Below are 16,448 nucleotides of genomic sequence, written 5' to 3' on the forward strand. Positions count from 1 at the left end.
ATGTGAATTATTCATTTCCCGTTGCCCCACAACCATCCCATCTTCCCAATGCAATCCATTGGTGCCGGTGGGCAGGAGGGGTTTGATGGGTACCCGGAACCTGGACCTGGACCTGTTGCGGACCTTCGTGGCCATCGTCGACCTGGGCGGCTTCACCCGCGCGGCAGAGCGGCTGGGCCGCACCCAATCCACCATCAGCCTGCAGGTGAAGCGGCTGGAGGACAGCCTGGGCCAGGACCTGTTCCGCCGCGTGGGCCGCGGCGTCCAGTTGACGGCGGAGGGGGAGCTGCTGCTGGGCTATGCCCGCCGCATGCTGCACCTGAACGATGAGGTGCGGGCCCGCCTGACCGAGCCGGAGGTGGAAGGCACGGTGCGCCTGGGGACGCCGGAGGATTTCGCCACCGTGCACCTGCCCGGCGTGCTGGCCGCCTTCGCCGAGGCGCACCCGCGGGTACAGCTTGAGGTGCGCTGCGACTTCACCATGAACCTGCTGGAGGCCTTCGACCGCAACGAGTTCGACTTGGTGCTGGTGAAGCGGGAGCCACGCGGCCCCAGCGACGGCGCCCTGGTCTGGCGGGAGCCCCTGGTCTGGGCGGCGGCCGGTTCCTTCCCCACTGCGCGGGAGGGCAGCCTGCCCCTGGTCTTGCACCCGGCCCCGGACGTCTACCGCAAGCGGGCCCTGGCCGCCCTGGACGGCGCCGGCCTGTCCTGGCGCATCGCCTACACCAGCCCCAGCCTGGCCGGCACCCAGGCCGCCGTGCGCGCCGGGCTGGGCGCCACCGTCCTGCCCCGCGACATGGTGCCCACGGGGCTGCGCGTCCTGGGCGCCGAGCACGGCCTGCCCGACCTGGCCGAGGCCGAGATCGCCCTCCGCACCGTCCCCTCCGCCAGCCGCGCCGCGACCATGCTGGCGGAGTCCATCATCCAGGGCATGGAGCAGCGGGGGTAGGAGCCGCTTGGTGCCTGTTGACTGCATCCGGCGGTGAGATCACATATATATGTGGACCGTCGGAGGCATCATCATGCTGCGGAACACGACCCTGAACCTGCCGGACGAGCTTGTGAGCCGGGCGAAGGCGTATGCGGCCGCCCATGGCACGACCATGACCGCACTGATCCGGGAGCATCTGGAGACCATCACCTCCACGGGATCGGCGGCCCCTCGTAACGACCCGTTGCTTGCCTATTCCCAGGGGAAGCTTTCCCGTGCTGACGCCATCCGCGAACTCGGCTTGCGGGATTACGCGGAGTTGCTGGTGGCTTTGGGGGACGCCGACCTGCCGATGCCCCTGCCGCCGCCGCATGAGGTGGAGAACCAGGCGGCGATGTTCGCCAAGCTATGGAGGCAGGGGTGAACCGTTGCACCCTGATCATCCCGGATGCCGGGCCCTTCAACAGCCTTTGGGTCGCCGACCGGCTCGACCTTCTGCTCGCGTTGGATATGCCGCTGGTGGTGGTGGACGCCGTATATGACGAGCTGACCAGCGACCCGTCCTATCCCAAGGACCGGGCTGTGAAGGCATTCATCGACGCCAACCACCCCCCCTTCATCGCCCCCACGGAGATCGGGGAAATGGAGAGGGAAAAGCGCCGGGCCGGCAAGAAGCTGAAAAGCAACGCGGGGGAACTGGCCATCGTGGACTTCATGTCCTCCGACGACGGCCTGCGCCGTTATGTCTCGTCCGGGGAGCCGGTTGCCCTGCTGTTCGAGGATGCCGCCATCCGGGTGATCAACAAGCCGCCCCACCTGCACCTGCTGTCCACCGTGGCGCTGTTGCGGGGGCTTGAGAAGGTGGGCGTGATCGACTCCGCCGACGCGGTCATCCATGACATGACGCACCCCACCAAGGCCGACCGCCGCCCCCAGGACCGCCGCGCCTTCACCGACCTGCCCGATGGGATCGACGACCCTGCCGCCATCGGCAGCACCTGGGTGCCGGCGAGTGCCGTGGGACGTCGTCGATAGTCCCGGAATGCAAACGGCCGGGGCACCCTGCCCCGGCCGTCGCTCTCATGCCAACCCGGCCAGCCTCAGCTCTTCGCCAGCGGGCAGGCGCTCTTCTCGATAGGGAGGAAGGCGTCCTTGGCGGGGATGGTCTTGACCAGCTTGTAATAGTCCCAGGGCTTCTTGCTCTCTGCCGGGGTCTTCACCTCGAACAGGTACATGTCGTGGACCATGCGGCCGTCCTTGCGCACGGTGCCGCCGCTCTCACCCACGAACACGTCCTTGACCGGCAGCTCCTTCATCTTGGCGGCCACGGCCTTGCCATCGTCGGTCCCGGCGGCCTTGACGGCGTTCAGGTAGTGCATGACCGAGGAGTAGGTGCCGGCCTGGATCATGTTCGGCATGCGCTGCATCTTGTCGAAGTAGCGCTGCCCCCTTGCGGGACTCGTCATTGCGGTCCCAGTACCAGCCCTCGGTCAGGGTCAGGCCCTGCGCCGTCTTCAGGCCCAGGGCGTGGGCGTCGGTCAGGGTGAACAGCAGGCCCGCCAGTTTCTGGCCACCGGCCACCAGCCCGAACTCCGCCGCCTGCTTGATGCTGTTGGTGGTGTCGGTGCCCGCGTTGGCGAGGCCCACCACCTTGGCGCCGGAAGACTGCGCCTGCAGCAGGAAGGAGCTGAAGTCCGACGTGTTCAGCGGGTGCCGCACCGCGCCCAGCACCTTGCCGCCGGCGGCGGTCACGAACTCGCTGGTGTCCTTCTCCAGCTGGTGGCCGAAGGCGTAGTCGGCGGTCAGGAAGTACCAGGTCTTGCCACCGGACTCCACCACCGCCGCCCCGGTGCCACGGGACAGGGCATAGGTGTCATAGGCCCAGTGGAAGCCGGTGGGGGAGCAGGCGTCGCCCGTCAGGCGGGAGGTGGCCGCACCCACCACGATGTTCACCTTGCCCCGCTCCTTCGCCAGGTCCTGCACGGCCAGGGCGACGGAAGAGGTGGTCAGCTCCCCGATCATGTCCACGCCCTCGGCGTCGAACCACTGGCGGGCGATGGAGACGCCGATGTCCGGCTTGTTCTGGTGGTCGGCGCTGACCAGCTCGATCTTCTTGCCGAGCACGGTGCCGCCGAAGTCCTCGATGGCCATCTGGGCGGCGACGACCGAGCCCTTGCCGCCGAAGTCCGCGTACGGCCCGGACTGGTCGTTCAGGATGCCGATCTTCACGGTGTCGCCGGACACCTGGGCGTTGGCCGCCGTCGGCGCGGCCGCGGCGGCGAGGGCCAGGGCCGCACCCGCGAGCAGGGATTTCGCAAAGCTGGAGCGCATTCGGTTTCCTCCTGGACTTGGTTTCCGCAAGGGCTTGTTTTTCCGTCTCGGCCGAGCGGCCGGCATCCCCTGTCCGTGCAGCACTATGCCGAACGTCCTTGCCACTTCCAAGGGGATCATGGCAAAAACCTGGAACTTGAATCACTTTTCATGTTTGTGCCCCGGATGCGGCCTTGCCAAGCCCTAAGTGCTTGATGCCTAATCCAGGGCGGGAAACGAAAGACGGGGCCCCCGTGGGGGCACCCGGCAGCATGGCCGGCGACAAAGCCGGCCCCGGGGAGGGACGATGACGGAGTACGTCCTGGAGACCCGCGGCCTGACGAAAGAGTTCAAGGGCTTCACGGCAGTGAAGAACCTGAACTTCCAGGTGCGGCGGGGCAGCATCCATGCCTTGATCGGCCCCAACGGGGCCGGCAAGACGACGGTCTTCAATCTGTTGACGAAGTTCCTGGTCCCGACCTCGGGCCAGATCCTCTACCATGGGGAGGACATCACCCATGTGGCGTCGGCGGCCATCGCCCGCCGCGGGGTCGTACGGTCCTTCCAGATCTCCGCCGTCTTCCCGCACCTGACGGTGCTGGAGAACGTGCGGGTCGCGCTGCAGCGGCACACCGCCACCACCTTCCAGTTCTGGCGCTCCGAAAGCATCCTGGACCGGCTGAACGACCGGGCCATGGAGCTGCTGGAGGAGGTGGGCCTGTCCGCCTTCGCCCAGGTGACGGCGGCGGAACTGTCCTATGGCCGCAAGCGGGCGCTCGAGATCGCCACCACCCTGGCGCTGGAACCGGACACGCTGCTGCTGGATGAGCCGATGGCCGGCATGGGGCATGAGGACATCGGCCGCATCGCCAACCTGATCCGCCGCGTCGCCAAGGGCCGCACGGTGGTGATGGTGGAGCACAATTTGTCCGTCGTCGCCGACCTGTCGGACCGCATCACCGTGCTGATGCGCGGGGAGATCCTGGCGGAAGGCCCCTATTCGGAGGTCAGCGCCAACCCCGACGTTCGTGAGGCCTATATGGGGACGGGACATGCCTGACGCCGCCACCTTGACCCGCACCCTGCTGTCCGTGCGCGACCTGCACGGCTTCTATGGGGAAAGCCACGTCCTGCACGGCGTCAACTTCCAGGTCGCCGAGGGGGAGGTGGTCACCCTGATCGGCCGCAACGGCGTGGGCAAGACCACGACACTCCGCGCCATCATGGGCCTGCTGGACCGCCAACAGGGCTCCATCCAGGTGGCCGGGACGGAGCTGGTGGGCCTGCGCCCCGACAAGATCGCCCGCGTCGGCATCGGCTATGTGCCGGATGACCGGGGCATCTTCGCCAGCCTGTCGGTGGAGGAGAACCTGATGCTCCCGCCCGTGGTGAAGCAGGGCGGGCTGACGGTGGAGGAGGTCTATGGCCTGTTCCCCCGGCTGAAGGAGCGGCGCAAGAGCCAGGGCACCAAGCTGTCAGGCGGCGAGCAGCAGATGCTGTCCATCGCCCGGATCTTACGCACCGGCGCCAACCTGCTGCTGCTGGACGAACCGACGGAAGGCTTGGCGCCCGTGATCGTGCAGCAGATCGGCGACATCATCCGCCAGCTCAAGGCCAAGGGCTTCACCATCCTGCTGGTGGAGCAGAACTTCCACTTCGCCAGCACCCTGGCCGACCGCCACTACGTGATGGAGGACGGCAAGGTGGTGGACATGATCCCCAACGACCGGCTGGAGGCCGAGGCCGAGAAGCTGGCCCGGTATCTGGGCGTCTGACACAGGGGCAATGGTCATGATGGAACTGATCGGCATCCCGCCCCAGGCCCTGTTCGGGCAGCTCCTGCTGGGGCTGATCAACGGCGCCTTCTATGCCCTGCTCAGCCTGGGCCTGGCGGTGATCTTCGGCATGCTGGGGGTGATCAACTTCGCCCACGGTGCCTTGTACATGCTGGGCGCCTTCGTCGCCTGGCTGCTGTTCCAGGAGCTGGGCGTCGGCTACTGGCCGGCCCTGATCCTGGCGCCCCTGGTGGTGGCGGCGTTCGGCGTGGTGCTGGAACGCACCATGCTGTCGCGCATCGCCAAGATGGACCCGCTCTACGGCCTGCTGCTGACCTTCGGCATCGCCCTGGTGGTCGAGGGTTTGTTCCGCCACCTCTACGGCGTCTCCGGCCAGCCCTACCCGGTGCCGGACGCGCTGCAGGGCGGCACCAACCTGGGCTTCATGTACCTGCCCACCTACCGGGCCTGGGTGGTGGTGGCCAGCCTGGCCGTCTGCCTCGGCACCTGGTACGCCATCGAGCGCACCAAGCTGGGCAGCTACCTGCGCGCCGCGACGGAGAAGCCGCAACTGGTGCAGGCCTTCGGCGTCAACGTTCCCCTGCTGGTCACCGGCACCTATGCGGCGGCCGTGGCGCTGGCCGGGTTCGCCGGGGTGCTGGCAGCCCCCATGTACCAGGTGAACCCGCTGATGGGCTCCAACCTGATCATCGTCGTCTTCGCGGTGGTGGTGATCGGCGGCATGGGTTCCATCCTGGGCGCCGTCATCACCGGGTTCGGCCTGGGCTTGGTGGAGGGGCTGACCAAGGTCTTCTACCCGGAGGCCGCCAACATCGTGATCTTCGTCATCATGGCCATCGTGCTTCTCGTCAAGCCGGCCGGCCTGTTCGGGAGGACCACCTGACATGGTCGCTCAACACACCGATCCCATGCCCGCCAAGCGCCCCACCATGGCCGTGGCCCCGGGCAACCCCGAGCGGCCGCTGATGATCCTGGCGGCGGTGGCCCTTGTGGGCCTGATCATCGCGCCGTTCGTCGTCTATCCCGTCTTCCTGATGAAGGCGCTGTGCTTCGCCCTGTTCGCCTGCGCCTTCAACCTGCTGATCGGCTATGTGGGCCTGTTGAGCTTCGGCCACGCCGCCTTCTTCGGCGGGGCAGCCTATGTCACCGCCCACGCGGCCAAGGTCTGGGGGCTGACGCCGGAACTGGCGATCCTGCTGGGCGGCTTGTCGGCAGGCGTGATCGGGGCCGCCATCGGCGCCTTGGCCATCCGCCGCCAGGGCATCTACTTCGCCATGACCACGCTTGCCCTGTCGCAGATGGTGTTCTTCGTCTGCCTCCAGGCCCCCTTCACGGGGGGCGAGGACGGTATCCAGGGCGTGCCGCGGGGCAGCCTGTTCGGCCTGATCGACCTGAACAACCCCTATGCCATGTACTTCACCGTGCTGGCCATCTTCGCCGGCGGGGTCTGGTTCATCTACCGCATCGTCCACTCCCCCTTCGGCCAGGTGCTGAAGGCGATCCGGGAGAACGAGGCGCGGGCCACCTCCCTGGGCTATGACACCGCCAAGTACAAGCTGATGGCCTTCGTCCTGTCCGCCACGCTGGCGGGCATCGCCGGGGGTACCAAGGCGCTGGTCTTCCAGCTTGCCACCCTGACCGACGTGCAATGGCAGATGTCGGGTGAGGTGGTGCTGATGACCCTGCTGGGCGGGATCGGCACCATGGTGGGCCCCGCCGTGGGCGGGGTGATCGTCGTCATGCTCCAGAACTACCTGGCCACCACCACGCTGCCGGCCACCGTGGTCATCGGCCTGGTCTTCGTGGCCTGCGTACTGTTGTTCCGCCGCGGCATCGTGGGGGAGCTGGCGCACCGGCTGAAGATCCGCCTCTGAGTCCCACACTTCCCGACACTTTCGAATTCGAAAGGCCCCTTTCGCGGGGGCCTTTCCTGTTTCAGGGCACACGAGAAAATGCGTGCCGCGGCCGGGCCCCCTGCCCTACCCTGCCACCAACCAACAAGAACACCGGGAGGAAGCGTGATCGACCTGTACACCGCCCCCACGCCCAACGGCCACAAGGTGAGTTGCACGCTGGAGGAGCTGGGCCTGCCCTATACCGTCCACGCCCTGGACCTGTCCAAGGGCGTGCAGAAGGAGCCCTGGTTCCTGGCCATCAACCCCAACGGCCGCATCCCCGCCATCGTGGACCGGGAGGCGGGGGACTTCGCCGTCTTCGAGTCCGGCGCCATCATGGTCTACTTGGCGGAGAGGACGGGCCGCCTGATGCCGACGGACCCCAAGGGCCGGTCGCTGGTCATGCAGTGGCTGATGTTCCAGATGGGCGGGATCGGCCCGATGATGGGCCAGGCCAACGTGTTCTTCCGCTATTGGCATGAGACCTACCAGCCGGCCATCGACCGTTACCAGAAGGAGTCCCACCGCCTGTTCACCGTGCTGGACGGGCGGCTGGCAGAGCATGAGTGGCTGGCCGGGGACTTCAGCATCGCCGACATCGCCAACTGGTGCTGGGTGCGGACCCACAGATGGTCGGGCGTGGAGTTGGAGGGCCTGCCCCACCTGACCCGCTGGGTGGACGCCATCGCGGCGAGGCCCGCCTGCGCGAAGGGCATCACCGTCCCGCCCCGGCCGGAGAAGGCGGAGCAGGTGGTGAAGGCCGGCCAGTCCATGGTCGTGCGCTGAGGGGGACCGGAACCATGAAGCTCTATGACGACCCCGTCGCCCCCACCCCGCGCCGCGTCCGCATGTTCCTGGCCGAAAAGGGCCTGGACATCCCCAAGGTCACCGTCACCATCGGCAAGGGGGAGCACAAGTCCCCTGATTACCGCGCCAAGGTCGCCAGCGGCCGCATCCCGGCGCTGGAGCTGGATGACGGCACGGTGATCTGTGAGAGCGTCGCCATCTGCCGCTATCTGGAGGGCATCCAGCCCGAGCCCAACCTGATGGGCCGCGACCCCAAGGAGGCCGCGGTGATCGAGATGTGGCAGCGTCGGATCGAGTGGGAACTGCTGCTGCCCATGGCCAGCGTTTTCCGCCACAGCCACCCCAAGATGGCGGCCCTGGAGGACCAGTGCCCGGAGTTCGCCGGCAAGCAGAAGCCGGTGGCGGAGAAGCGCCTGCGCCAACTGGACCGCGACCTGGGCGAGCGGCCCTTCATCGCCGGCGACCGCTTCACCATCGCCGACATCACCGCCTTCACCACGGTGGAGTTCTTCTGCCGCTACGGCGGCGTGCCCCTGCCGGAGGACCATGCCAACACGCGGCGGTGGCTGGAGGAGATCAGGGCGAGGCCGAGTGCAAAAGCTTAGTGCAGAGCGCGTGATGTCACCCCGGGCTTGACCCGGGGCCCTTGGGAAAGCGGACGTGCCAAGGGGCGGCAGCGGGGTGCAGAACAAGGTAAAACAGGACTTTCGGTGATCTGCATCGACCGATCCCGAGGGTCCCGGGTCAAACCCGGGATGACCTCCCGTGCCCTGCATCCCCCTCCCCGCCTCCCCCCTTGCCCCTCCCGCCCCCGCGCAATAATGTGTCGCGCAACATTCCAACCCTTGCCCGGGCCCCTGCCATGATCCTGACCGACGACCAGACGATGATCCGCGACATGGCCCGCCGCTTCGCGCAGGATCGGCTGGCCCCCAACGCGGCGGCGTTCGAGGAGGCGGGGGAGCTGCCGCGGGCGCTGCTGACGGAGATGGGGGAGCTGGGCTTCCTGGGCATGTCCATCCCGGAGGCCTATGGCGGGGCCCAGGGCGACTATGTCTCCTACGCCTTGGCGCTGATGGAGATCGCGGCAGGCGACGGCGCCACCAGCACGGTGATGAGCGTCCACAACAGCCCCGTGGCCGCCGCCATCGTCGCCATGGGCAGCGATGCCCAGAAGGACCGCTGGCTGCCCCGCATGGCGTCGGGGGAGTGCATCGGCGCCTTCTGCCTGACGGAGCCGCAGGCGGGCAGCGACGCCAGCGCACTGAAGACCCGCGCCCGCAAGGTGGGGGACCGCTGGGTGCTGAACGGGTCGAAGCAGTTCATCACCTCAGGCAAGATTGGCGGCGTCGCCATCGTCTTCGCCGTGACGGACCCGGAAGCCGGGAAGAAGGGCATCTCCGCCTTCGTCGTGCCCACCGACGCCAAGGGCTATGTGGTGGCGAAGGTCGAGGACAAGCTGGGCCAGAAGGCCAGCGATACCTGCCAGATCGTCTTCGAGGATCTGGAGTTGCCCCTGGACGCCCTGTTGGGGCGGGAGGGGGACGGCTACCGTATCGCCCTGGCGAACCTGGAGACAGGCCGCATCGGCATCGCGGCGCAGAGCGTGGGCATGGCCCAGTCGGCCCTGGACTACGCCATCCAGTACGCCAAGGACCGCGTCACCTTCGGCAAGCCCATCGTCGAGCACCAAGCGGTGGGCTTCCGCTTGGCCGACATGGCGGCGCGGCTGGAGGCGGCCCGGCAACTGGTCCTGCACGCCGCCAGCCTGAAGGATTCCGGCCGCCCCTGCCTGACGGAGGCCTGCATGGCCAAGCTGGTGGCGTCGGAGACGGCGGAGGCGGTGTGCTCCGCCGCCATCCAGACGCTGGGGGCTATGGTTACCTGAAGGACTACCCGGTGGAACGCATCTACCGCGACGTCCGCGTCTGCCAAATCTATGAGGGCACCAGCGACGTGCAGAAACTGATCATCGCCAGGGCGCTGTAGCATACCCCTCACCCGGCCCGCGAGCGGGCCGACCTCTCCCGCAAGGGGAGAGGTCAGGTACGCTGCCGATACGAATGGTGCAACGCCGACTGCGGAGCGGGTGGCGTTGGCCGGATGAGTTGAATGGCCGGGAGCAGCACCAGGTAGTCCTCTCCCCTTGCGGGAGAGGTCGGGCGCGACAGCGCCCGGGTGAGGGGTGAACCTCACTCCTCCAGCATGTTCCCCAGCTTCATGGCCAGGCCCATGTCGCCGTTGACCTTCAGCTTGCCTGTGGTGAAGGCCATCATGGGGTTGCTCTCCCCCCTATAGATCTTCACCAGCTCCGGCAAGGGGATGGCGAGGGTGGTCTTGGGATCGCCCTCCGCTGTGCGGCTGACGGTCGGTGGTTCCTGGCGGCCGTCGATGAAGAGCTGGCCGTCATTGGCGAAATCGAACCGCACCAGCCCGCCCAGGCCGGCGAAGTTGGCGGGGTTGGCCTTCAGGGCGGCTTCGAACTCGTCCAGCGTCATGGCTGTCTCCAGGTCAGAGGGAAAGGATCGCGCGGGTCTCGGCGGGGCTGGCAACCTCGCGGCCCGCCTCCCGCGCCAGGGATGCCAACTGTTCGATGAGCCTTGCGTTGCCATCGGCGCGGCTGCCGTCGGGCAGGTAGAAGGTATCTTCCAGCCCCGTGCGCAGATGCCCGCCCAGCTCCGCGGCGCGGCGGTGCACGGCCCAGACCTCTGCCCGTCCGATCACCGTGGTCTGCCAGGAGGCACCGGCTGGCAGGTACTTCAGCAGGATCGGCAGCAGGTCCGGGTCCGCCGGCATGCCCGACGCGACCCCCATGACGAAGTTCACCTGCGGCGGACGCCTTACCATGCCCACCTGCTGGTAAAGGCTAACAGACCGGACGATGCCGATGTCGAAGCACTCGAACTCCGGCACGGCGCCGATCTCGGCCATCGCGTCCAGATAGGCTTGCAGCTTCTCCACCGGGTTGTCGAACACCATGGGCGGCCAGGCCCACTGCCCCTCTGACGTGGCTTTCAGGTAGTTCAGCGTGCCGGCGTTGGCGGCGGCGATCTCCGGCCTGACGGCGCGCAGGCAGTCCAGGGGCCCCGCGATGTCCGGCCCGATGGTGCCGGTGGTGCTGTTGACGATGATGTCCGGCACTTCCGCCCGGATCGCCTCCGTGATGGCGGCAGCGACGGCGGGGTCCCAGCTGGGCAGGTGGCCGCGGCCGGGCTTCTGGGCGCGGTAGTGGATGTGGACGATTGAAGCGCCCGCATCCCGCGCCCCGCGGGCGGCCCTTGCCATCTCCTCCGGCGTCACCGGCACGTTGAAGCGGGCGGGGTCGGTCAGGACGCCGTTCAGGGCGGCGGTGAGGATGACCTTGGACATCACCCCTCCCCCAGCACGGACGGCTTGCTGGCCAGGGGGAAGGCGTCCCATTCCGGGGCCGGCTTGCCCTTGGCGGCGGGCCAGTGGGGCTTGAAGTTCGGGGCCGCCCCGTCCACCCGCAAGGTGGTGCCGCTGATGAAGGCCGCGGCGGGGGACAGCAGGAAGGTGATGGCCGCCGCCACCTCCGCCTCCAGCCCCAGCCGGCCCAAGGGCACATGCTCGGCCAAGCCGCGGATGATGTCCCGCATGTGCGGTGGGTACCTGTCCATGCCGCTGCTGGCGATCCAGCCGGGGGCGACGGCGTTGACCCGCACGGCACACCCCGCCCACTCGAAGGCCGCCGTCTCCGTGAAGTTCACCATGCCGGCCCGGGCAGCACCGCTGTGGCCCATGCCGGGCATGCCATTCCACATGTCGGCGACGATGTTGACGATGGACCCGCCATGGTCGGCCATCCATTGGATGAAGCAGGCCCGCGCCACCAGGAAGCCGCCGGTCAGGTTGGTGCGCACCACCGCCTCCCAGCCCTTCTGGTTGATGGCGGCCAGGGGTGCCGGGAACTGGCCGCCGGCGTTGTTGACCAGCCCGTCGATGCGGCCGAAGCGGGCCAGCACCGCCGCCACCGCGGCCTCCACCGCTGGCTCCTCCCGTATGTCCAAGGGGAAGCAGGCGGCCTCGCCGCCTTCCCCTTCAATCTCCGCCCGGACGGTTTCCAGCTTGTCCGGGTTGCGGCCCAGCAGCGCCACCTTGGCACCCAGGCTGGCCAGCTCATGCGCCGTGCAGCGGCCGATGCCGGACCCGCCGCCGGTGACGATCACCACCTGGCCGTCGAACAAGCCGGGGCGGAAGGCGGAGCGGTAGGACGACATCACAGGCCCTCCCCGCCCAAGTCCAGCCGGGCCAGCAGCGCCCGGGCCGGTACCTGCTGGCCCTGCCGCACCGGCAGCTCCGCCACCACGCCCGCGGCGGGGGCCTTCAGCTCCAACTGCATCTTCATGGCCTCCAGCACCATCAGCTTCTGCCCCTTGGCCACGGCTTGGCCGGCTTCCACCGCCAGCTCCACCACGGTCCCTGGCATGGGCGACAGCACCGTGTCCGCCGCCGCCCCGTCGCGCTTCGCCGCCTTGGACAGGGGCGCGTCCTCAAGCACGTAGGTCCGGCCCTGCCAGTCCAGCCACAGGGCATTCCCGTCCCGGGTGACCGGCAGGGTGTGCGTCCCCCCGTCCACCGTCACCGTGGCCTGTCCGCCGCACTCCCCGACAAGGCTGACGGCCAGGGTCTCCCCGCCGACGGCAACCCCCTCCGGCGTCACCGCCGCCAGCGCCTCGCCCCCGTCCCAGGCGAGGCGGAGCCGCGCCGTCGGCGTGCCATGGCTCCACCAGCCGAGTTTGCCGGCCAGGATCGCGGCGGCGATGGCCTGGACCACCAAATCCGGCGCCGCGTCCCCCACCACGAAGTCGTTGAGCAGGCCCGTGGTCGCCCGCCCCTCCACGAAGGCCGGCGTCTCCAGCACCTGGGCCAGGAAGGCGCGGTTAGTGACAACCCCGTGCAGCCGCGTCTCCCCCAGCGCCCGCACCAGCCGCCGCCGCGCTTCCTCCCGCGTCGCGCCGGACGCGATGAGTTTGGCCAGCATGGGGTCGTAGTGGGGCGTGACCGGCTGGCCCTCAACCAAGCCATGGTCCACCCGCACCCCGTCCGGCGGCACCCAGGCCAGCACCGGGCCGGTCTGGGGCAGGAAGCCTCTGCCTGCGTCCTCCGCATACAACCGCACCTCGATGGCGTGGCCGCAGCTCCGCACCTGGTCCTGGGCCAGGGGCAAGGGCTCCCCCGCCGCCACCCGCAACTGCCACTCCACCAGGTCCAGCCCGGTGATGGCCTCCGTCACCGGGTGCTCCACCTGCAGGCGGGTGTTCATCTCCATGAAGTAGAAGCGGCCGTCCCCGTCCAGCAGGAACTCCACCGTGCCCGCGCCCACATAGTCCACCGTGCACGCCGCGGCCACGGCGGCGGCCCCCATCTCCGCCCGCAGCTCGGGCGTCAAGGCAGGGCTCGGTGCCTCCTCGACCACCTTCTGGTGGCGCCGCTGGACGGAGCAGTCCCGTTCGCCCAGGTGGATGATATTCCCGTGCCGGTCGCCGAAGATTTGGATTTCCACGTGGCGCGGGTCCAGCAGGGCACGCTCCAGGATCAGCTCCCCATCGCCGAAGCTGGCCAGCGCCTCCGCGGCCGCCCGCTCCAGGGCCGGGCGCAGCTCGGCCGGGTCCCGCACCGGCCGCAGCCCCTTGCCGCCCCCGCCGGCGCTGGCCTTCACCATCAGCGGCAGGCCGATCCTCCCGGCCTCCCCCACCAGCCGGTCAAGCGACTGGTCCGCCCCCGTATAGCCCGGCAGCACCGGCACCCCATGGGCCGCCACCCGCTCCTTCGCCAGCCGCTTGGAGCCCATGGCGCGGATGGCGGATGGCGCCGGCCCGATGAAGACCAGCCCAGCCTCCACCACCGCCTGGGCGAAGTCCGCGTTCTCCGACAGGAAGCCATAGCCGGGATGCACCGCGTCCGCGCCTGAGCGCCGGGCGGCATCCAGCAGGGCCGGGATGGACAAGTAGGACTGCGCCGCCGCGGCCGGGCCGATGCGGACAGCCTGGTCGGCAAGCCTGGTGTGCAGCGCGCCCGCGTCGGCGTCGGAATAGACGGCCACCGTCCCATAGCCCAGCCGCTTGGCCGTACGGGCAATGCGGCAGGCGATCTCCCCCCGGTTGGCGATGAGGATGCGGCGGAAGCTCATGCGTCCCCCTTCGCCCACGGGGCCGGTTGCTTGGACAGGAAGGCGGGGATGCCCTTCATGGCCTCCCGACCCAGGGCGGCCTGGGCGAACAGGCTTGCGGCCTCATCCAGCAGGGCGCCGGTGGGTTCCTGCCCAACCCGGTTCAGCAGGCGCTTGGTGGCGGCCACCGCCTTCGGGGCGCAGGCGCGAATCTGGTCGAGGGTGGCGGTGAGGGCCGCGTCCAGCCCGCCTGCGGGCACGATCTGGTGCACCAGCCCCAGGGCCAGGGCTTGGCTACCGTCCAGCTTCCCACCCGTCAGGGCCAGCCGCCGCGTGGCGGGCAGCCCGATGCGGCGGGCGACAAAGGGGGCGATCTGGGCGGGGACCAGGCCCAGCTTGACCTCCGGCAGGCCGAAGCTGGCCGTGTCGCTGGCGATGGCGATGTCCGACACGGCCACCAGCCCGAACCCGCCCCCCATGGCGCCCCCCTCCACTACCGCCACCAGCACCTGCGGCAGCGCCTCCGCCTGCTCCAGCAGCGCGCCGAAGGCCCGGTTCACCTTGGCCAAGCCGGCGGCGGGATCGTCGCCCAACCCGCCGCCCATGTCGCGCAGGTCCCCGCCCGCGCAGAAGGTCCCGCCCGCGCCGCGCAGCACCACCGCGCGCAGGGTGTCGTCCGCCGCCGCCTCGGCGAAGACGGCGGACAACTCCCCCACCATCGCCCCGTTCATGGCGTTGCGGGATTCCAGGCGGTGGAGCGTCACATGCAGCGTCCAGCCCGTGCGCTCGGCCAGGATCGTCTCGTACCCCATTACCCCCTCGCCACGCCGAAGCTGTTGGGCCGCAGGGCCCTGGTTTCCGCCTCCCGCGCCGTGGCCAGGCAGAAGGCCAGGACGCGGCGGGTGTCGCGGGGGTCGATGATGCCGTCGTCCCACAGGCGCGCGCTGCCGAACAGGGCGGTCGTCTCCGGCTCCATTCGCTTCACCATCTTGGCCTTCATGGCGTCCAGCACGGCGGGCTCCATCTCGCTGCCGGACCGCCGGACCTTCTCCTCCATCAGGATGCCCATGACGGTGGCGGCCTGTTCCGGGCCCATCACGGCGGTGCGGGCGTTTGGCCAGGCGAAGATGAAGCGGGGGTCGTAGGACCGGCCGCACATGCCATAGTTCCCCGCCCCGAAGCTGCCGCCGATGAGGAAGGTCACGTGGGGGACGGCGGAGTTGGCGACCGCCTGGATCATCTTGGAGCCATGCTTGACGATCCCGCCCCGCTCCGCCTCCGTCCCCACCATGTAGCCCGTGGTGTTCTGCAGGAAGCAGATTGGCGTGCCGGACTGGTTGCAGAGCTGGATGAACTGCGCCGCCTTCACGCTGCCGGCCGGGTCGATCGGGCCATTGTTGCCGATGAAGCCGCAGGGCCAGCCCTCCACGTCGCCCCAGCCGCAGACGGTGGCCGGGCCGTATTCCGCCTTGAAGTCCAGGAACTCTGACCCGTCCAGCAACCGCGCCAGAACCTCCCGCACGTCATAGGGCCGGCGATAGTCCACGGGCACGGCACCTGCCAGCTCGTCCGGGCTGAACCGGGGCGGGCGCGGCTGCCTCGGCGGGTTCATCGCGGGCAAGGCGGGCGCTGCCCTCGCCAACACCTCCCGCGCCACCTGGATGGCGTCGGCATCATCCTCCGCCACGAACTCGCCCGTGCCGGCGACGCGGGCGTGCAGGTCGCTGCCGCCCAGCTCCTCGTCCGTGGCGATCTCCCCCGTCGCGGCCTTCAGCAGGGGCGGGCCGGCCAGGAACACCTTCGCCTTGCCCCGCACCAGGATCACATAGTCGGACAGCCCAGGCAGGTAGGCGCCACCCGCCGTGCTGGAGCCATGGACCACGGTTACCTGCGGGATTCCGGCGGCGGACAGGCGGGCCTGGTTGGCGAAGCTGCGCCCGCCCTCCACGAACATCTCCGACTGGTAGGTCAGGTTGGCGCCTGCGCTCTCCGCCAGGGTCACCAGGGGCAGCCGGTTCAGCAGGGCCAGTTCCTGGAGCCGCAGGGTCTTGCGCAGGCCCATGGGGCTGATGGCACCGCCCTTGATGGCACTGTTGCTCGCCGCCACCATCACCCGCCGCCCGGCCACGAAGCCGATCCCGGCGATGACGTTGCCCCCCTGCGCCTCCCCCTGGCCGTCGTCGTCATGCATGCCGGTGCCGGCGAAGGGGGCAACCTCCAGCCAGTCGCTGCCCCGGTCCAGCAGGGCCGCCACCCGGTCATGGGGCAGCATCTGGCCCCGCTTGGCGAACTTCTCTGCCTGGCGTTCGGCGTTGGCCCGGATGCGCCCGTGCAAATCCCGCACCTCCCCAGCAGCGCCATCATGTCGGCGCGGTTGCGGGCGAAGTCGTCGGAAGATGGGTCGAGGGTGGGGTTCAATACTGGCATCGGGGTGGTTCGTTCTCTTCAATCAAGTATCTGTGCCTAGGGTTGCGGAACTGCCGTAAATAGGGCCGAACCTCACCCCAGCGTCCCCTCTCCCTGAGGGAGAGGGACAGGGAGAGGGGTTAGGGCCTCGCCGGAAGGGGAAACCTGCGGTC

At 69.1% G+C, this 16,448-nt stretch carries 16 protein-coding genes and 2 pseudogenes; 10 read left to right on the forward strand and 8 right to left on the reverse strand.

Translation table 11 applies throughout. The annotated features are described in order from the left end of the window. The first annotated feature begins 85 nt into the window (after positions 1–85). The 3 genes from HHL28_RS09175 to HHL28_RS09185 all read left to right on the forward strand — a co-directional run bounded on the left by HHL28_RS09175 (position 86) and on the right by HHL28_RS09185 (position 1,966). A complete protein-coding gene (locus HHL28_RS09175) occupies positions 86–949 on the forward strand; it encodes a LysR substrate-binding domain-containing protein (protein WP_075768713.1) in 864 nt (287 codons plus the stop codon). A 73-nt stretch (positions 950–1,022) separates the two neighbouring features. After that, entirely contained in the window at positions 1,023–1,355 is a 333-nt protein-coding gene (locus HHL28_RS09180) for a DUF6364 family protein (protein WP_075769146.1), read from the forward strand. Then, complete coding sequence (locus HHL28_RS09185) at positions 1,352–1,966, forward strand: hypothetical protein (RefSeq protein WP_169655020.1); 615 nt, start codon at positions 1,352–1,354, stop codon at positions 1,964–1,966. The genes HHL28_RS09180 and HHL28_RS09185 overlap by 4 nt, the downstream gene beginning before the upstream one ends. A gap of 65 nt (positions 1,967–2,031) precedes the next feature. On the opposite strand, the gene HHL28_RS19110 is transcribed toward HHL28_RS09185, so the two are convergent. Together HHL28_RS19110 and HHL28_RS19115 are read right to left on the reverse strand one after the other, a co-directional pair. Further along, on the reverse strand, positions 2,032–2,397 hold the full coding sequence (locus HHL28_RS19110) for an ABC transporter substrate-binding protein (RefSeq protein WP_449686450.1): 366 nt from the start codon (positions 2,395–2,397) through the stop codon (positions 2,032–2,034). Between the two features lie 43 nt (positions 2,398–2,440). Continuing rightward, positions 2,441–3,382 (reverse strand): annotated as a pseudogene (locus HHL28_RS19115) (ABC transporter substrate-binding protein); the annotation flags it as partial. 166 nt (positions 3,383–3,548) lie between these two features. Here HHL28_RS19115 and HHL28_RS09195 point away from each other — a divergent pair. The 7 genes and pseudogenes from HHL28_RS09195 (at position 3,549) to HHL28_RS09225 (ending at position 9,728) form a co-directional block, all read left to right on the forward strand. Next, on the forward strand, positions 3,549–4,301 hold the full coding sequence (locus HHL28_RS09195; protein ID WP_075768711.1) for an ABC transporter ATP-binding protein: 753 nt from the start codon (positions 3,549–3,551) through the stop codon (positions 4,299–4,301). Then, complete coding sequence (locus HHL28_RS09200) at positions 4,294–5,016, forward strand: ABC transporter ATP-binding protein (RefSeq protein WP_075768710.1); 723 nt, start codon at positions 4,294–4,296, stop codon at positions 5,014–5,016. The genes HHL28_RS09195 and HHL28_RS09200 overlap by 8 nt, the downstream gene beginning before the upstream one ends. Before the next feature lie 16 nt (positions 5,017–5,032). Continuing rightward, positions 5,033–5,920 (forward strand): branched-chain amino acid ABC transporter permease, encoded by an 888-nt coding sequence (locus tag HHL28_RS09205; RefSeq protein ID WP_075768709.1) that lies wholly within the window; start codon positions 5,033–5,035, stop codon positions 5,918–5,920. A gap of 46 nt (positions 5,921–5,966) precedes the next feature. Further along, positions 5,967–6,911, forward strand: a complete 945-nt coding sequence (locus HHL28_RS09210; protein ID WP_449687614.1) for a branched-chain amino acid ABC transporter permease — start codon at positions 5,967–5,969, stop codon at positions 6,909–6,911. Positions 6,912–7,055: 144 nt separating this feature from the next. After that, positions 7,056–7,718, forward strand: coding sequence for a glutathione S-transferase family protein (locus HHL28_RS09215; RefSeq protein WP_075768707.1), 663 nt, complete (start codon positions 7,056–7,058; stop codon positions 7,716–7,718). Between the two features lie 14 nt (positions 7,719–7,732). After that, entirely contained in the window at positions 7,733–8,344 is a 612-nt protein-coding gene (locus HHL28_RS09220) for a glutathione S-transferase family protein (protein WP_075768706.1), read from the forward strand. 257 nt (positions 8,345–8,601) lie between these two features. After that, positions 8,602–9,728 (forward strand): annotated as a pseudogene (locus HHL28_RS09225) (acyl-CoA dehydrogenase family protein). A 203-nt stretch (positions 9,729–9,931) separates the two neighbouring features. On the opposite strand, the gene HHL28_RS09230 reads toward HHL28_RS09225, so the two are convergent. The 6 genes from HHL28_RS09230 to HHL28_RS09255 are packed head-to-tail and all read right to left on the reverse strand — an operon-like array spanning position 9,932 to position 16,204. Beyond that, positions 9,932–10,237, reverse strand: a complete 306-nt coding sequence (locus HHL28_RS09230; RefSeq protein ID WP_075768704.1) for an SCP2 sterol-binding domain-containing protein — start codon at positions 10,235–10,237, stop codon at positions 9,932–9,934. 13 nt (positions 10,238–10,250) lie between these two features. Next, the gene (locus HHL28_RS09235) at positions 10,251–11,108 is read right to left on the reverse strand and encodes a BKACE family enzyme (RefSeq protein ID WP_075768703.1); all 858 of its coding nucleotides are present in this window, start codon (positions 11,106–11,108) and stop codon (positions 10,251–10,253) included. Further along, positions 11,108–11,977, reverse strand: a complete 870-nt coding sequence (locus tag HHL28_RS09240) for an SDR family oxidoreductase (RefSeq protein ID WP_075768702.1) — start codon at positions 11,975–11,977, stop codon at positions 11,108–11,110. Before HHL28_RS09240 ends, HHL28_RS09235 begins: the two co-directional genes overlap by 1 nt. Continuing rightward, positions 11,977–13,890 carry an acetyl/propionyl/methylcrotonyl-CoA carboxylase subunit alpha gene (locus HHL28_RS09245; protein WP_075768701.1) on the reverse strand — a complete coding sequence of 638 codons (1,914 nt, stop codon included), beginning with the start codon at positions 13,888–13,890 and terminating at the stop codon, positions 11,977–11,979. Before HHL28_RS09245 ends, HHL28_RS09240 begins: the two co-directional genes overlap by 1 nt. Further along, a complete protein-coding gene (locus tag HHL28_RS09250; RefSeq protein WP_075768700.1) occupies positions 13,887–14,681 on the reverse strand; it encodes an enoyl-CoA hydratase/isomerase family protein in 795 nt (264 codons plus the stop codon). Before HHL28_RS09250 ends, HHL28_RS09245 begins: the two co-directional genes overlap by 4 nt. Continuing rightward, positions 14,681–16,204 (reverse strand): acyl-CoA carboxylase subunit beta, encoded by a 1,524-nt coding sequence (locus HHL28_RS09255; RefSeq protein ID WP_404325460.1) that lies wholly within the window; start codon positions 16,202–16,204, stop codon positions 14,681–14,683. The genes HHL28_RS09250 and HHL28_RS09255 overlap by 1 nt, the downstream gene beginning before the upstream one ends. Between the last annotated feature and the right edge of the window lie 244 nt (positions 16,205–16,448).

This window comes from Aerophototrophica crusticola, from assembly GCF_012913305.1.
Classification (GTDB): Bacteria; Pseudomonadota; Alphaproteobacteria; order Azospirillales; family Azospirillaceae; genus Niveispirillum; species Niveispirillum crusticola.

What these genes read in the sequence shown, in the direction of transcription:
- HHL28_RS09175 (WP_075768713.1), top strand. Translation starts at nt 86, where the DNA reads ATGGGTACCCGGAACCTGGACCTGGACCTGTTGCGGACCTTCGTGGCC.
- HHL28_RS09180 (WP_075769146.1), top strand. Translation starts at nt 1,023, where the DNA reads ATGCTGCGGAACACGACCCTGAACCTGCCGGACGAGCTTGTGAGCCGG.
- HHL28_RS19110 (WP_449686450.1), bottom strand. Translation starts at nt 2,397, where the DNA reads ATGACGAGTCCCGCAAGGGGGCAGCGCTACTTCGACAAGATGCAGCGC.
- HHL28_RS09195 (WP_075768711.1), top strand. Translation starts at nt 3,549, where the DNA reads ATGACGGAGTACGTCCTGGAGACCCGCGGCCTGACGAAAGAGTTCAAG.
- HHL28_RS09200 (WP_075768710.1), top strand. Translation starts at nt 4,294, where the DNA reads ATGCCTGACGCCGCCACCTTGACCCGCACCCTGCTGTCCGTGCGCGAC.
- HHL28_RS09205 (WP_075768709.1), top strand. Translation starts at nt 5,033, where the DNA reads ATGATGGAACTGATCGGCATCCCGCCCCAGGCCCTGTTCGGGCAGCTC.
- HHL28_RS09210 (WP_449687614.1), top strand. Translation starts at nt 5,967, where the DNA reads ATGGCCGTGGCCCCGGGCAACCCCGAGCGGCCGCTGATGATCCTGGCG.
- HHL28_RS09220 (WP_075768706.1), top strand. Translation starts at nt 7,733, where the DNA reads ATGAAGCTCTATGACGACCCCGTCGCCCCCACCCCGCGCCGCGTCCGC.
- HHL28_RS09230 (WP_075768704.1), bottom strand. Translation starts at nt 10,237, where the DNA reads ATGACGCTGGACGAGTTCGAAGCCGCCCTGAAGGCCAACCCCGCCAAC.
- HHL28_RS09235 (WP_075768703.1), bottom strand. Translation starts at nt 11,108, where the DNA reads ATGTCCAAGGTCATCCTCACCGCCGCCCTGAACGGCGTCCTGACCGAC.
- HHL28_RS09240 (WP_075768702.1), bottom strand. Translation starts at nt 11,977, where the DNA reads ATGTCGTCCTACCGCTCCGCCTTCCGCCCCGGCTTGTTCGACGGCCAG.
- HHL28_RS09245 (WP_075768701.1), bottom strand. Translation starts at nt 13,890, where the DNA reads ATGAGCTTCCGCCGCATCCTCATCGCCAACCGGGGGGAGATCGCCTGC.
- HHL28_RS09250 (WP_075768700.1), bottom strand. Translation starts at nt 14,681, where the DNA reads ATGGGGTACGAGACGATCCTGGCCGAGCGCACGGGCTGGACGCTGCAT.